This is a genomic window from Halomonas sp. E14 (assembly GCF_052568415.1).
Genome location: NZ_CP199423.1, coordinates 195,411 through 209,536 on the forward strand (window position 1 = coordinate 195,411; position 14,126 = coordinate 209,536).

Here is a 14,126-nt window from a genome sequence, read left to right on the forward strand (position 1 = left end):
ACCTATCACCTTGGGGGTAGACAGGGTGTATATGGAGGTAACCTGGCAGTAATCCTCGCTTCGATCCCCCAGAATCCTCTCCAAGAACCTGCCCTGGCGGTCGTGTAAGACACACAGCGCGGCACGGCAGGCGGGGTGGCCCGGGTGGCCACGCATCACTTCAAGGAGCCTGGAGATCGACCATGAGTCACTTCTTAGATCGGCTGAATTTTTTCCGCAAAGCCCGCGAGCCCTTCGCCAACGGTCACGGCGAGACGCGTGAGGAGTCGCGTGGCTGGGAAGACGGCTACCGGCAGCGCTGGCAGCACGACAAGGTCGTGCGTTCCACCCATGGCGTGAACTGCACCGGCTCCTGCAGCTGGAAGATCTACGTCAAGAACGGCCTGGTGACCTGGGAAACCCAGCAGACCGACTACCCGCGCACCCGCCCGGACCTGCCCAACCACGAGCCGCGTGGCTGCCCGCGTGGCGCCAGCTACTCCTGGTACATGTACAGCGCCAACCGCCTCAAGTACCCGCTGATCCGCAAGCCGCTGCTCAAGCTGTGGCGCGAAGCCAAGCAGCAGCACGGCGATCCGGTCGACGCCTGGGCCTCCATCGTCTCCGATCCGGCCAAGACCAAGCAGTACAAGCGTGCCCGCGGCATGGGCGGCTTCGTGCGCGCCAACTGGGATGAGCTCAACGAGCTGATCGCCGCCTCCAACGTCTACACCGCCAAGCAGTTCGGCCCCGACCGCATCATCGGCTTCTCGCCGATCCCTGCCATGTCGATGGTCAGCTACGCCGCGGGCAGCCGCTACCTGTCGCTGATCGGCGGCGTCTGCATGAGCTTCTACGACTGGTACTGCGACCTGCCGCCGGCCAGCCCCCAGACCTGGGGCGAGCAGACCGACGTGCCGGAATCGGCCGACTGGTACAACTCCGGCTACATCATCGCCTGGGGGTCCAACGTGCCCCAGACCCGGACCCCGGACGCCCACTTCTTTACCGAAGTGCGCTACAAGGGCACCAAGACCGTCTCCATCACCCCGGACTACGCCGAAGTCTCCAAGCTCACCGACGAGTGGCTGTCGGTCAAGCAGGGCACCGACGCCGCGCTCGGCATGGCCATGGGCCACGTCATCCTCAAGGAGTTCCACCTCGAGAAGCCCAGCGCCTACTTCACCGAGTACGTGCGCAACTACTCCGACATGCCCTTCCTGGTCGAACTGGAAGCGCGTGAGGACGGCAGCTTCGTGCCCGGCAAGCAGCTGCGTGCGGCCGACTTCGCCGACAACATGGGCCAGGACAACAACCCCGAGTGGAAGACCGTGGCGTGGGACGAGACCCGCGACCAGCTGGTCGTGCCGCGCGGTTCCATCGGTTTCCGCTGGGGCGAAGAGGGCAAGTGGAACCTCGAGCCGCGCGATGCCGACGGTGAAGAGATCAAGCCGCTGCTGACCCTGGCCGAGAGCCATGACGACGTGGCCAAGGTCGCCTTCCCCTACTTCGGTGGCATCGCCCACGAGCATTTCGACCACGTGGCCGGCAACGAGCTGCTGTTCCACAGCCTGCCCGCCAAGCGCCTGAAGAAGGCCGACGGCACCGAGATCCTGGCCGTCACCGTGTTCGACCTGATGTGCGCCAACTACGGCATCGACCGCGGCTTCGGTGAGGACGACGGCGCCACCTCCTACGACCAGGTGCGCCCCTACACCCCGGCCTGGCAGGAGAAGATCACCGGCGTGCCCGCCGAGCAGGTCGCCCGCATCGCCCGTGAGTTCGCCGACAACGCCGACAAGACCCGTGGTCGCAGCATGGTCATCGTGGGTGCCGCGATGAACCACTGGTACCACATGGACATGAACTACCGCGGCCTGATCAACATGCTGGTCATGTGCGGCTGTATCGGCCAGAGCGGCGGCGGCTGGGCCCACTACGTGGGTCAGGAGAAGCTGCGCCCGCAGACCGGCTGGACCCCGCTGGCCTTCGGCCTCGACTGGCAGCGTCCGCCGCGTCACATGAACTCCACCTCCTTCTTCTACAACCACTCCTCCCAGTGGCGCTACGAGAAGCTCGAGGTCAAGGAGATCCTGTCGCCGCTGGCCGATGCCAGTCAGTACACCGGCAGCCTGATCGACTTCAACGTGCGCTCCGAGCGCATGGGCTGGCTGCCCTCGGCGCCGCAGCTCGGCACCAACCCGCTGCGCCTGGCCAAGGCCGCCGAGGCTGCCGGCATGTCCACCAAGGACTACGCCGTCGCCCAGCTCAAGAGCGGTGAGCTGGCGTTTGCCGCCGAGGATCCGGATAACGAGCAGAACTTCCCGCGCAACCTGTTCGTGTGGCGCTCCAACCTGCTGGGCAGCTCGGGCAAGGGCCACGAGTACATGCTCAAGTACCTGCTGGGCACCCGTCACGGTATCCAGGGCAAGGACCTGGGCGAAATCGGTGGCCAGAAACCGGAAGAGGTCAAGTGGCACGACGAGGCGCCGGAAGGCAAGCTCGACCTGGTGGTCACGCTCGACTTCCGCATGTCCTCCACCTGTCTCTACTCCGACGTGGTGCTGCCGACGGCCACCTGGTACGAGAAGAACGACCTCAACACCTCGGACATGCACCCGTTCATCCACCCGCTGACCGCGGCCACCGACCCGGCGTGGGAGTCGCGCAGCGACTGGGATATCTACAAGGGCATCGCCAAGGCGTTCTCTGAGGTGTGCGTGGGTCACCTGGGCGAGGAGACCGACCTGGTCACCCTGCCGCACCAGCACGACTCCCCGGCCGAGCTGGCCCAGCCTGAGGTCAAGGACTGGAAGAAGGGCGAGTGCGAGCCGATCCCCGGCAAGACCATGCCGGCGCTGATCGAGGTCAAGCGCAACTACCCCGAGACCTACGAGCGCTTCACTTCCATCGGGCCGCTGCTCGAGACCATCGGCAACGGCGGCAAGGGCATCGCCTGGAACACCGAGTCCGAGGTCGAGCTGCTCGGCAAGCTGAACTATCGCAAGACCGAAGGGCCGCACAAGGGCCGGCCGAAGATCGAGACCGCGATCGACGCCGCGGAGATGATCCTGACCCTGGCGCCGGAAACCAACGGCCACGTGGCGGTCAAGGCGTGGGGTGCGCTGTCCAAGATCACCGGACGCGACCACACCCACCTGGCGGTGAACAAGGAAGAGGAGAAGATCCGCTTCCGCGACATCGTCGCCCAGCCGCGCAAGATCATCTCGAGCCCGACCTGGTCCGGCCTGGAAGACGAGCACGTCTCCTACAACGCCGGCTACACCAACGTGCACGAGCTGATTCCGTGGCGCACCGTGAGCGGCCGTCAGCAGTTCTACCAGGATCACCCCTGGATGCGCGCCTTCGGCGAGAGCCTGCTGACCTATCGTCCGCCGATCAACACCAAGACGATCACCGGCTTTGCGATGCCGGAGGACAACGGCAACCCGACCAAGGCGCTGAACTGGATCACGCCGCACCAGAAGTGGGGCATCCACTCCACTTACAGCGACAACCTGCTGATGCTGACCCTGAACCGCGGCGGCCCGGTGGTGTGGATGTCGGAGAATGACGCCCAGGAGATCGGCATCGAGGACAACGACTGGATCGAGCTGTTCAACGCCAACGGCGCCATCACCGCTCGTGCCATCGTCAGTCAGCGGGTCAAGGACGGCATGGTGATGATGTACCACGCCCAGGAGCGCCAGGTGAACGTGCCGGGCTCCGAGGTCACCAAGACCCGTGGCGGCATGCATAACTCCGTGACCCGGGTGTGCCCGAAGCCGACCCACATGATCGGCGGCTACGCGCAGCTTTCCTACAGCTTCAACTACTACGGCACCGTTGGCTCCAACCGCGATGAATTCGTCCTCATCCGCAAGATGAAGAACGTCGACTGGCTGGATGGCGAAGGCAACGACAGCGTTCAGGAGACCGTGAAATGAAGATTCGTTCCCAGGTAGGCATGGTCCTCAACCTCGACAAGTGCATCGGGTGTCATACCTGCTCGGTCACCTGCAAGAACGTCTGGACCAGCCGTGAAGGCATGGAGTATGCCTGGTTCAACAACGTCGAGACCAAGCCCGGTATCGGCTATCCCAAGGAGTGGGAGAACCAGGAGAAGTGGAAGGGTGGCTGGATGCGCCGCCGCGACGGTAAGATCGAGCCGCGCATTGGTGGCAAGTGGCGGGTGCTGGCGAACATCTTCGCCAACCCCGACCTGCCGGTGATCGACGACTACTACGAGCCGTTCGACTTCGACTACCAGCACCTGCACACCGCCAAGCAGGGTGACCATCAGCCGGTCGCGCGCCCGCGGTCGCTGGTCTCCGGCGAGCGCATGAAGAAGATCGAGTGGGGCCCGAACTGGGAGGAGATCCTCGGTACCGAGTTCGCCAAGCGCCGCAAGGACATGAACTTCGAGAAGGTGCAGGCCGACATCTACGGCCAGTTCGAAAACACCTTCATGATGTACCTGCCGCGTCTGTGCGAGCACTGCTTGAACCCGGCGTGCGTGGCCTCGTGCCCGTCCGGCGCGATCTACAAGCGGGAAGAGGACGGTATCGTCCTGATCGACCAGGACAAGTGCCGCGGCTGGCGGATGTGCATCTCCGGCTGCCCGTACAAGAAGATCTACTACAACTGGAAGACCGGCAAGTCCGAGAAGTGCATCTTCTGCTACCCGCGCATCGAGGCGGGCATGCCGACCGTATGCTCCGAGACCTGCGTGGGCCGCATCCGCTACCTCGGCGTGCTGCTGTACGATGCCGACCGCATCGAGGAAGTGGCGAGCTCGCCGGACGTGCGCGACCTCTATCACCGCCAGTGCGAGATCTTCCTCGATCCGCACGACCCGAAGGTGATCGAGCAGGCCAAGCGCGACGGCATCACCGACAACGTGATCAAGGCCGCCCAAGAGAGTCCGGTCTACAAGATGGCCATGGACTGGGGGCTGGCGCTGCCGCTGCACCCCGAGTACCGCACGCTGCCGATGGTCTGGTACGTGCCGCCGCTCTCGCCGATCCAGTCCGCCGCCGAGGCCGGCAAGATCGAGTACGACGGTGTGCTGCCCAAGATCGAGTCGCTGCGCATCCCGGTACGCTACCTGGCCAACATGCTCACCGCCGGTGAGGAAGAGCCCGTGGTGCTGGCGCTCAAGCGGCTGATGGCGATGCGCGTCTACATGCGCAACAAGCACGTCGAAGGCAAGATCGACACCAGCGTGCTCGACGCCGTGAACCTTAGCGAAGCCCAGGTGGAAGAGATGTATCGCTACCTGGCCATCGCCAACTACGAGGATCGCTTCGTGATCCCGACCAGCCACCGCGAGATGGCCACCGAAGCGTTCCCCGAGCGCGGCGGCTGCGGCTTCAGCTTCGGCGACGGCTGCCACGGCGAGAGCAAGCCGAGCCTGTTCAACGGCCGCAAGCAGACCAGCGCGCTGGTCAAGCCGGTAGACGTCTTCGATCCGAAGACCGGTGCCAAGGAGACTCACCATGGCTGATGCAGCCCTCAAGATGCCCCAGCCCGAGTTCGGCATGCTTAGCCTGCGCGTGCTGGCTCGCCTGCTGGACTACCCCACCGAGGCCCTCCAGGGGGCCGTCGGTGAGCTCGTCGAAGTCCTCGACCAGGAGCGCCGCCTGCCGGCGGCGCTGCGCGGCGACCTGATGAGCTGGTGCCAGCGCATCGCCGACGGCGACCTGCTCGAGCTGCAGTCCGAGTACGTGGCGCTGTTCGACAAGGGCCGCGCCCACTCGCTGCTGCTGTTCGAACACGTGCACGGCGAATCGCGCGACCGCGGCCAGGCCATGGTCGACCTGATCGACGAATACAAGGCCGCCGGCTTCGAGCTCGACGCCCGCGAGCTGCCCGACTACCTGCCGCTGTTCCTGGAGTACCTCTCCACCCGCAGCGACGACGAGATCGGCCGCTGGCTGGGCGAGATCCGCCACATCCTGGCGCTGCTCACCGCGCGCCTGGAGGATCGCGGAGTCGACTACGCGCTGGTGCCACGCGCACTGCTGGCGCTGGTCGGCGCCGAGGACGACGTGGAAGCCAGCCGTGAAGCGGTGAAGGGTGAGGCACGCGACGACACACCCGAGGCGCTGGACGCGGTATGGGAAGAGGAGGCGGTACGCTTCTCCGCCAAATCCGACGAGGACTGCGCGCTGCAGTCCGCCGAAGGCCGCCGCCTGGCAGAACGCAAAAAAGTGACGCACAGCGAGGCAGTCCGGGTACTGGATCCCGCCGCTGCCCCCGTGAGGCTTGAAGGAGACCGGTCATGACTTTTCTCGATAACCTGCTGTTCGGGCTTTACCCCTACCTGGCCGGCGCCGTGTTCCTGATCGGCAGCCTGATGCGCTACGATCATGGCCAGTACACCTGGAAGACCGGCTCAAGCCAGATGCTGACCAGCAAGAACATGCGCCTGGCCAGCAACCTGTTCCACGTCGGTATCATCGTGATCTTCTTCGGTCACCTGGCCGGCCTGCTCACGCCGCACTGGCTCTACAGCCCCTTCATCAGCGCCGGCACCAAGCAGGTCATGGCGGTGGTGGTCGGCGGCATCGCCGGCGTGATGTGTCTGGTGGGCGGCGCCATGCTGTTCCATCGTCGTCTGACCAACCCACGGGTTCGCGCCTCGTCCAGCCCCATGGACACCGTGATCATCGGTCTGCTGGTGGCCCAGGTCGCACTCGGCCTGCTCACCATCCTGCCGACCCTGGGCCACCTGGACGGCAGCAAGATGCTGCAGTTCTCCGGCTGGGCGCAGTCCATCGTCTACTTCCAGGGCGGTGCCGCCGCTCACCTGGAAGGCGTGAGCTGGATCTTCAAGCTGCACATTCTGGTAGGCCTGACCATCATCCTGGTCTTCCCCTTCACCCGTCTGGTTCACGTGTGGAGCGTGCCGATGGGCTACGTAGGGCGGCGCTACCAGATCGTTCGCCGCCGGGCCGGCGGGATCTGATCGGTAAGGCTGGCTGCGCCCGCTCCGCTTGATGAGCAATGGCACACCGCGGGTGCCGGGGGACAGGTGAACGAGGCGTTGACCTGGCCCCCGGGATCCCCCGGCCTGCCCTGGCAAGTTTTATTGAGGTGAATGACATGCAAATGATCGAGATCGCACAGCTGCCGGGCCGCTACTCACCGCCGCCCGTCAAGGTCGGGGGCAAGCCGATCGACGAGGAGAGCATCGCCCGCGAGATGCAGTACCACCCCGCGGCGACCGCAGACGAGGCGCAGCTCTCGGCTGCCCGCGCCTTGGTGGTTCGCGAGCTGCTGCGCCAGCGCGCCGTCGAGCTCGATCTGCTCTCGGCCGACGCAACTGGCGAAAGCGACCACGATGCCGCCATCGCGATGCTGCTCGAGCGTGAACTGGAGGTGCCGGAGCCCGAGGAAGAGGCCTGCCGCCGCTTCTTCGACGCCGACCCCGAGCGCTTCAGCGAGCCGACCCGCATCGCCGTTCGCCATATTTTGTTGGCCGCTGCCCCGGACGACGCCGAACGGCGCGATGCCCTGTATCGCCAGGGTCAGACGCTGATCGAAGAATTGACCGCCATCCCTGAACGTTTCACCGAATTCGCCATGCGCCACTCCGACTGCCCCTCCAAGAGCGAGGGCGGGGAGCTGGGCTGGCTGGCCCCGGGACAGACCGTGGCCGAACTCGATCGCGCCCTGCAGCACCTGCCGGAAGGGCTCCACGACCGCCCGCTGGCCTCGCGCTACGGCTGGCATGTGGTGATCGTCGACCAGCGCGACGAAGGCCGTCGCCTGCCCTTCGAGCAGGTGGCCGAGCGCGTCCGCCACACCCTGCGCGAACAGGCCACCCGCCGCGCCCTGCGCCACTACCTGTTGGCCCTGGAAGCGGAAATCGGCGTCGAGGGGATCGAGCTGGACGACGATGCCGCCGGCAGTCTGATGCAATAGCCCTCTGACGCAACAGGAGAACGCCCATGTCCCATGTCCATGCCGATACTCCCTTCGTGCCGCTCGGTATCGCCGTGCTGACCGTATCCGATACGCGCGGCTTCGACCGCGACGGCAGCGGCGACCTGCTCAGCGAGCGTCTTACCGAGGCAGGGCATGTCCTGGTCGACCGGCGCATCGTGCCCGACGATATCTATCGCATCCGTGCGGTAGTGTCGAAGTGGATCGTGCGCGACGACATCCAGGTGGTGCTGGTCAACGGCGGCACCGGCTTCACCAAGCGGGACACCACCCCCGAGGCGCTGTCGCCGCTGTTCGACCGGGCCGTGGACGGCTACGGCGAGCTGTTCCGCCAGCTTTCCTACGAGACCATCGGCACCTCCACGATTCAGTCGCGTGCCGTGGCGGGGGTGGCCAACGCCACCCTGGTGTTCTCCATGCCCGGCTCGCCCAAGGCGTGCGCCACCGCCTGGGACGGCATCCTCGCCGCTCAGCTCAATGCCCGCACCCGGCCGTGCAATTTCGTCGCCATGGTCATGCCCGAACAGCAGGCCTGCGCCAGCCGCAACGGTGCGCCTGACCACGGTCAAGGAGTACGCGCATGAGCTGTGCCAGCCTTGCCAAGGGTCTGCTCGATCTGGACGTAGCGCGGGCAAGGATGATCGCCGCTGCCGAGCCGGTGCGCGGCGAGGAGCGCATCGCCATCGAGCAGGCGGTCGGCCGCGTGCTGGCATGTGATATCGTGGCGCACCTGGACATGCCCGGTATCGACAACAGCGCGATGGACGGCTACGCCCTGCGTGTGGCGGAGCTGGGCGAGGCGGGCCTGCCGGTAGTGCAGCGCATACCTGCAGGGACCGGCGTCAAGGTGTTGCCGGAAGGCGGTTGCGCGCGCATCTTCACTGGCGCGCCGGTACCCGAAGGGGCCGACTGCGTGATTCCCCAGGAGCGGGTGCGGTTCGACGAAGCGGGCCGCGTCCACGTGATCGGCGAGGCCAAGCTAGGCGCCAACATCCGCCGGCGCGGCGAGGAGTACCGCGCCGGGCAGGCGCTGCTGCCGGCCGGCGCGACCCTGAACGCCGCGGCGCTGGCCATGCTGGCCAGCCAGGGGATTGCCGAGGTCGAGGTGCTGCCGCGACTCACCGTGGCGCTGCTCTCCACCGGCGATGAATTGATCGAACCGGGTGCACCCTATGCGCCCGGCAATGTCTACAACAGTAACCGGGTCATGCTGCAGGCGCTGCTCGAACAGCAGGGCTGCCGCGTGATCGATATGGGAATCGTGGCCGACACCCCCGAGGCGCTCCACGCGGCCTTCGTGTGCGCCCGCGACAGCGCCGACCTGGTGGTCTGCACCGGCGGCGTGTCGGTGGGTGAGGAAGACCACGTGCGCCCTGTGCTCGACGGGCTCGGCGGGCTGGTCTTCCACGGCGTGGCGATCAAGCCCGGCAAGCCCTTTGCCTTTGGCTACCTGGACGACGGGTCGCCGGAAGGGGTGCCCTTGATCGGCCTGCCGGGCAATCCCGTGGCCTCGCTGGTAGGGTGGCACCTGCTGGCCCGACCTTTCGTGCAGGGCTGCCAGGGGCGTACCGTCGGGCCACTACAACAATACAAAGTCCGCGCCGGCTTCTCGCGGCGGGGCAGCCCTGGGCGGCGTGAACTGCTGCGCGTCGTGCTTGACTGGCAGAATGGCCACCCGGTCGCCTTCCTGGCCGGCGGTCAGGGCTCCCATATGCTGCGCTCAGCCAGTGAGGCACACGGCTATCTGATGATGGCTGCCGATACCGACGTGGAGGAAGGACATGAATACCCCTATCTGCCCGCCGGACAGTTCGTCGATTGACCTGCTGTTCAAGCCCAAGCAGCTGCGCGAATTGATTCATGGTGTGTCCTGGCTCGGTGAGCCTGACGATGGCGAGATCACCTCGCTGCTGGAAGCGTCGTCGCTGATGACGCTGAAGAGCCGCGAATGGCTGTTTCGCCAGGATACGCCGGCTCACTGGCTCTATATCGTCATCAACGGAGCGGTGCGCCTGGCGCGCAGCACCTGCGACGGTCGCCTGGCTACCATCCGCTGCGTCGAGCGCGGCGGCACCCTGGGCGAGCTGAGCATGGTGTCGAGCGCCGGGGTCTACCTCTACTCCGCCGAGGCGCTGCGTCGCACCCACGTGCTGGCGCTGCCCGCCTCGCGCTGTCGCGAGATCATGGACCGTCAGCCGGCCTGTCGCGCCGAGTTCATGAGCCGCCTGGCGCTGGAGCTGACCGAGCGCCTCGAAGACCTGGCGCTGCTGACCCAGGCCGACGCCATGTCGCGGCTGGTCAGCTACATCCTGCGCCAGTTCCCGGCCAACCGTACCCGGATGCCGCGCGTGGTGCGTCTGTCGATCCCCAAGCGCTGGCTGGCCGCGCAGTTGGCGATGACGCCGGAAACCCTGTCGCGGCTGCTGGCCAAGCTGCGCGACAGTGGCGCCATCAGCATCGATCGTCAGCGCCTGCTGGTGCTTGACGAGCAGAAGCTGCGCGATGCCATGCTGGCGAACGACTAGGCCTCGCCCAGCGGCATGGGTGCACAGATTCTGCTGTCCAAGGGAGGCTGCATGCCCCGAACCGCCAACAAGCCCCGTACCCTGGTCTACTCCTGCTCCGGCTGCTCCGACGTGGCGCAGCTGGCCAACGCCGTGGCCGTGAAGCTCGACCATGCCGGCATCGCCGAGATGTCGTGCATTTCCGGGGTTGGGGGCGGCGTGCCGGGGCTGGTACGCACCGCCCGCTCCGGGCGGCCCATCGTCGCCATCGACGGCTGCCAGATGCACTGCGTCACCCACTGCCTGGCCAATGCCGGCGTGACCGCCACCGAGCACGTCAAGCTCTACGAGCAGGGCTTTCGCAAGCGGCGCGGCAAGACCTATGACGCCGATACCGTCGACGAGGTGGTGACGCAGGTGGGCAAGCTGATCGCCCGGCTGCCCATGGATGGCGCGGTCGCCGCGCCAACAGCCGAGACAACAGCCGAGGAGTCCCCATGTCGCTGATCGATGGCTTCGGCCGCGCCGTTCGCTACGTTCGCCTGTCGGTCACCGACCGCTGCGACTTCCGCTGCGTCTACTGCATGGCCGAGGAGATGACCTTCCTGCCCCGCGCCCGGCTGTTGACCCTGGAGGAGATCGCCACCCTGTCGCGGGCCTTCGTCGAACTCGGCGTGGAGAAGATCCGCCTGACCGGCGGCGAGCCGCTGGTGCGCCGCGGGATCGAAGAGCTGGTGGCCGAGCTCGGCGCGCTGCCCGGACTGCGCGACTTCGGCATGACCACCAACGGCGCCGGGCTGGTCAAGCACGCCCGCGCCCTGTACCGGGGCGGGCTCAAGCGGCTCAACGTCAGCCTCGACTCGCTCGATCCCGAGCGCTTTCGCGCCCTGACCCGCACCGGCGATCTCGCCAGGGTGATCGACGGCATCCGCGCCGCCCGGGAAGCCGGCTTTATGCGCATCAAGCTCAACGCGGTGATCCTCAAAGGCCGCAACGACGACGAAGTGCTCGACCTGGTGGAATTCGCTCGCGCCGAAGGCGTCGACATCAGCTTCATCGAAGAGATGCCGCTGGGCCAGAACATGAGCCACGACCGCGGCGAGACCTTCTGCTCGAGCGACGACGTGCGTGCCGCCATCGAGACACGCCATGCGCTGCTGCCCACCACCGAGTCCACCCTGGGCCCGTCGCGCTACTACCGCATGACCGACAGCGACTCGCGTATCGGCTTCATCTCGCCCCACAGCCACAACTTCTGCGCCGCCTGCAACCGCGTACGCGTGACCGCCGAGGGCCGCCTGCTGCTGTGCCTGGGCAACGAGCACTCCGTCGACCTGCGTGCGGTGATGCGCCGTCATCCGGGGGATCTCGAACGGCTCAAGGCCGCCATTGTCGCCGCCATGCAGAAGAAGCCCGAGCGCCATCACTTCACCACCGACGGCGACGTGCAGGTGGTGCGCTTCATGAACATGACGGGGGGCTAGGCGCCGACCCTCGCACGCTCGTTCTTGTAAGATGCGCCCGGTGCGGGCTAGCTTGGTGGGCAAAACGACTGCCCACCAGGAGACCCGCATGGCTGCCCCCTTCGACGAGCACGACCCGTACCTGTGGCTGGAAGAGGTCGAGGGCCAACGCGCCCTGGCCTGGGTCGAGCAGCGCAATGCCGAGAGCCAGGCCAGGCTCGCCGATGCGCCGGGCTTCACCGCGCTGCGCGACGACCTGCAGGCGATCCTCGAGGCCGACGACCGCATCCCCTTCGTGGTCAAGCGCGGCGAGCACTTCTATAACTTCTGGCAGGATCGCGACCATCCCCGCGGGCTGTGGCGGCGCACCACGCTCGAGGAGTACCGCAAGGCGCGGCCCGAGTGGGAGGTGCTGATCGACCTCGACGCGCTCAACGCCGAGGAGGGCGAGAACTGGGTGTGGCACGGCGCCCACTGCCTGCGCCCCGAATCGCCCGAGGCGCCCTGGCGCCACTGCCTGGTGTCGCTCTCCCGTGGCGGTGCTGACGCCGACGTCACCCGCGAGTTCGACCTGGTCGAGAAGCGCTGGGTCGAAGCGGGCTTCTACCGCCCCGAGGCCAAGGGCAGTTTGGGCTGGATTGACCATGACACGGTCTATGTCCAGACCGACTTCGGCGCAGGCTCGATGACCCGCTCCGGCTACCCGCGCATCGTCAAGCAGTGGCGGCGCGGCACGCCGATGGCCGACGCCGAGACGGTGTTCGAGGCCGAGCCCGACGACATGGCCGTGGGCGCCGCGCACGACGCCACCCCCGGCTTCCAGCGCGACTTCGTCAGCCGCGCCCGGGCCTTCTACGACAACGAGCTCTACCTGCGCCAGGCCGACGGCCGCCTCACCCGCATCGAGGTGCCCAATTCGGCCCATAAGCAGGTGCACCGCGAGTGGCTGATGGTCGAGCTGCGCGAGCCCTGGGAGGTGGCGGGCACCACCCATCCCGCCGGCGCGCTGCTGATCGCCGACTTCGACGCCTTCATGGGCGGCGAACGCGAGCTGCGCGTACTGTTCACCCCCACCGAACGCACCTCGCTCTCCGACGTCACCTGGACCCGCCGCCACCTGATCCTCAACGTGCTCGACGACGTCAAGCACCGGCTCACCGTGCTCACCCCGAGCGAAGGCCGGTGGCAACCCGAGCCGCTGGCGGGCGTGCCGACGCTGGGCAGCATCAGCGTGAGCGCGGTGGACGACGAGGAGAGCGACGAGGTGTTCGTCATCGTCAGCGACTACCTCACGCCGACCACGCTGCTGCACGGCCGGGTCGGCGGGGCGCTGGAAACGCTCAAGCAGGCCCCGGCGCTGTTCGACGCCGAGGGGCTCGAGGTGACCCAGCACTTCGCCACCAGCCGCGACGGCACGCCGATTCCCTACTTCCAGGTGGCGCGACGCGACCTCGAGCCCAGCGGCGCGCATCCGACTCTGCTCTACGGCTACGGCGGCTTCGAGGTGCCGCTGCTGCCCGGCTACAGCCCCGGGGTGGGGCGCGCCTGGCTCAGCCAGGGCGGCGTCTACGTGGTGGCCAACATCCGCGGCGGCGGCGAGTACGGCCCGCGCTGGCACCAGGCGGCGCTGCGCGAGAAGCGCCACAAGGCGTTCGAGGACTTCGCCGCGGTGGCAGAGGATCTCATCGAACGCGGCGTCACTTCAGCGCGGCGGCTGGGCGTCCAGGGCGGTTCCAACGGCGGCCTGCTGGTGGGCAACATGCTCACCCGCTACCCGCGGCTGTTCGGCGCCGTGGTGTGCCAGGTGCCGCTGCTCGACATGCGCCGCTATCACTTGCTGCTGGCCGGCGCCTCGTGGATGGCCGAGTACGGCGACCCCGAGAGCGACGACTGGCAGTTCCTGCACGATGTCTCGCCCTACCACAACCTCGATCCCGCGGCCCACTACCCGCCCATGCTGCTGATGACCAGCACCCGCGACGACCGCGTCCACCCCGGCCACGCGCGCAAGATGATGGCGCGCATGAGCGAGCAGGGGCATCGGGTGCTCTATTACGAAAACATTGAAGGCGGCCACGGCGGCGCGGCTGACAACCGCCAGCGCGCCCATATGCAGGCGCTGGCCTTTACCTTTCTCTGCCAGACGCTGGCAGAAGGCTCGCCTGAGCCGTCGTGACTGTTGCGCTGCTTTTGCGTTCTTCCCTCTGGGTTGCTTGCGCGGTGGTTATCT

The 14,126-nt window shown here is 66.8% G+C and carries 11 protein-coding genes; all 11 read left to right on the top strand.

The genetic code is table 11. The annotated features are described in order from the left end of the window. The first annotated feature begins 182 nt into the window (after window positions 1-182). The 11 genes from ACT7B3_RS00925 (at window position 183) to ACT7B3_RS00975 (ending at window position 14,072) form a co-directional block, all read left to right on the top strand. A complete protein-coding gene (locus ACT7B3_RS00925; protein ID WP_444678714.1) occupies window positions 183-3,926 on the top strand; it encodes a nitrate reductase subunit alpha in 3,744 nt (1,247 codons plus the stop codon). Then, window positions 3,923-5,485: a nitrate reductase subunit beta gene (gene narH, locus ACT7B3_RS00930; RefSeq protein WP_445156555.1), complete on the top strand. Its 1,563-nt coding sequence runs from the start codon at window positions 3,923-3,925 to the stop codon at window positions 5,483-5,485. Before ACT7B3_RS00925 ends, narH begins: the two co-directional genes overlap by 4 nt. Continuing rightward, on the top strand, window positions 5,478-6,266 hold the full coding sequence (narJ, locus tag ACT7B3_RS00935) for a nitrate reductase molybdenum cofactor assembly chaperone (protein WP_445156556.1): 789 nt from the start codon (window positions 5,478-5,480) through the stop codon (window positions 6,264-6,266). Before narH ends, narJ begins: the two co-directional genes overlap by 8 nt. After that, window positions 6,263-6,949, top strand: a complete 687-nt coding sequence (gene narI, locus ACT7B3_RS00940; RefSeq protein ID WP_444678712.1) for a respiratory nitrate reductase subunit gamma — start codon at window positions 6,263-6,265, stop codon at window positions 6,947-6,949. Before narJ ends, narI begins: the two co-directional genes overlap by 4 nt. A gap of 137 nt (window positions 6,950-7,086) precedes the next feature. Then, a complete protein-coding gene (locus ACT7B3_RS00945) occupies window positions 7,087-7,908 on the top strand; it encodes a peptidylprolyl isomerase (RefSeq protein ID WP_445156557.1) in 822 nt (273 codons plus the stop codon). Window positions 7,909-7,934: 26 nt separating this feature from the next. Continuing rightward, window positions 7,935-8,513: a molybdenum cofactor biosynthesis protein B gene (gene moaB, locus ACT7B3_RS00950; protein WP_445156558.1), complete on the top strand. Its 579-nt coding sequence runs from the start codon at window positions 7,935-7,937 to the stop codon at window positions 8,511-8,513. Further along, a complete protein-coding gene (locus ACT7B3_RS00955) occupies window positions 8,510-9,751 on the top strand; it encodes a molybdopterin molybdotransferase MoeA (RefSeq protein WP_444678710.1) in 1,242 nt (413 codons plus the stop codon). The genes moaB and ACT7B3_RS00955 overlap by 4 nt, the downstream gene beginning before the upstream one ends. Further along, window positions 9,711-10,454: a Crp/Fnr family transcriptional regulator gene (locus tag ACT7B3_RS00960; RefSeq protein WP_444678709.1), complete on the top strand. Its 744-nt coding sequence runs from the start codon at window positions 9,711-9,713 to the stop codon at window positions 10,452-10,454. The genes ACT7B3_RS00955 and ACT7B3_RS00960 overlap by 41 nt, the downstream gene beginning before the upstream one ends. A 51-nt stretch (window positions 10,455-10,505) precedes the next feature. Continuing rightward, window positions 10,506-10,940: a putative zinc-binding protein gene (locus tag ACT7B3_RS00965; RefSeq protein WP_444678708.1), complete on the top strand. Its 435-nt coding sequence runs from the start codon at window positions 10,506-10,508 to the stop codon at window positions 10,938-10,940. Beyond that, window positions 10,931-11,917 carry a GTP 3',8-cyclase MoaA gene (moaA, locus tag ACT7B3_RS00970; protein WP_445156559.1) on the top strand — a complete coding sequence of 329 codons (987 nt, stop codon included), beginning with the start codon at window positions 10,931-10,933 and terminating at the stop codon, window positions 11,915-11,917. Before ACT7B3_RS00965 ends, moaA begins: the two co-directional genes overlap by 10 nt. Window positions 11,918-12,005: 88 nt before the next feature. Then, window positions 12,006-14,072 (top strand): prolyl oligopeptidase family serine peptidase, encoded by a 2,067-nt coding sequence (locus ACT7B3_RS00975; protein WP_445156560.1) that lies wholly within the window; start codon window positions 12,006-12,008, stop codon window positions 14,070-14,072. Window positions 14,073-14,126: the final 54 nt, after the last annotated feature.

Coding starts and splice junctions, on each gene's coding strand:
- ACT7B3_RS00925 (WP_444678714.1), top strand. CDS start 183: ATGAGTCACTTCTTAGATCGGCTGAATTTTTTCCGCAAAGCCCGCGAG.
- narH (WP_445156555.1), top strand. CDS start 3,923: ATGAAGATTCGTTCCCAGGTAGGCATGGTCCTCAACCTCGACAAGTGC.
- narJ (WP_445156556.1), top strand. CDS start 5,478: ATGGCTGATGCAGCCCTCAAGATGCCCCAGCCCGAGTTCGGCATGCTT.
- narI (WP_444678712.1), top strand. CDS start 6,263: ATGACTTTTCTCGATAACCTGCTGTTCGGGCTTTACCCCTACCTGGCC.
- ACT7B3_RS00945 (WP_445156557.1), top strand. CDS start 7,087: ATGCAAATGATCGAGATCGCACAGCTGCCGGGCCGCTACTCACCGCCG.
- moaB (WP_445156558.1), top strand. CDS start 7,935: ATGTCCCATGTCCATGCCGATACTCCCTTCGTGCCGCTCGGTATCGCC.
- ACT7B3_RS00955 (WP_444678710.1), top strand. CDS start 8,510: ATGAGCTGTGCCAGCCTTGCCAAGGGTCTGCTCGATCTGGACGTAGCG.
- ACT7B3_RS00960 (WP_444678709.1), top strand. CDS start 9,711: ATGAATACCCCTATCTGCCCGCCGGACAGTTCGTCGATTGACCTGCTG.
- ACT7B3_RS00965 (WP_444678708.1), top strand. CDS start 10,506: ATGCCCCGAACCGCCAACAAGCCCCGTACCCTGGTCTACTCCTGCTCC.
- moaA (WP_445156559.1), top strand. CDS start 10,931: ATGTCGCTGATCGATGGCTTCGGCCGCGCCGTTCGCTACGTTCGCCTG.
- ACT7B3_RS00975 (WP_445156560.1), top strand. CDS start 12,006: ATGGCTGCCCCCTTCGACGAGCACGACCCGTACCTGTGGCTGGAAGAG.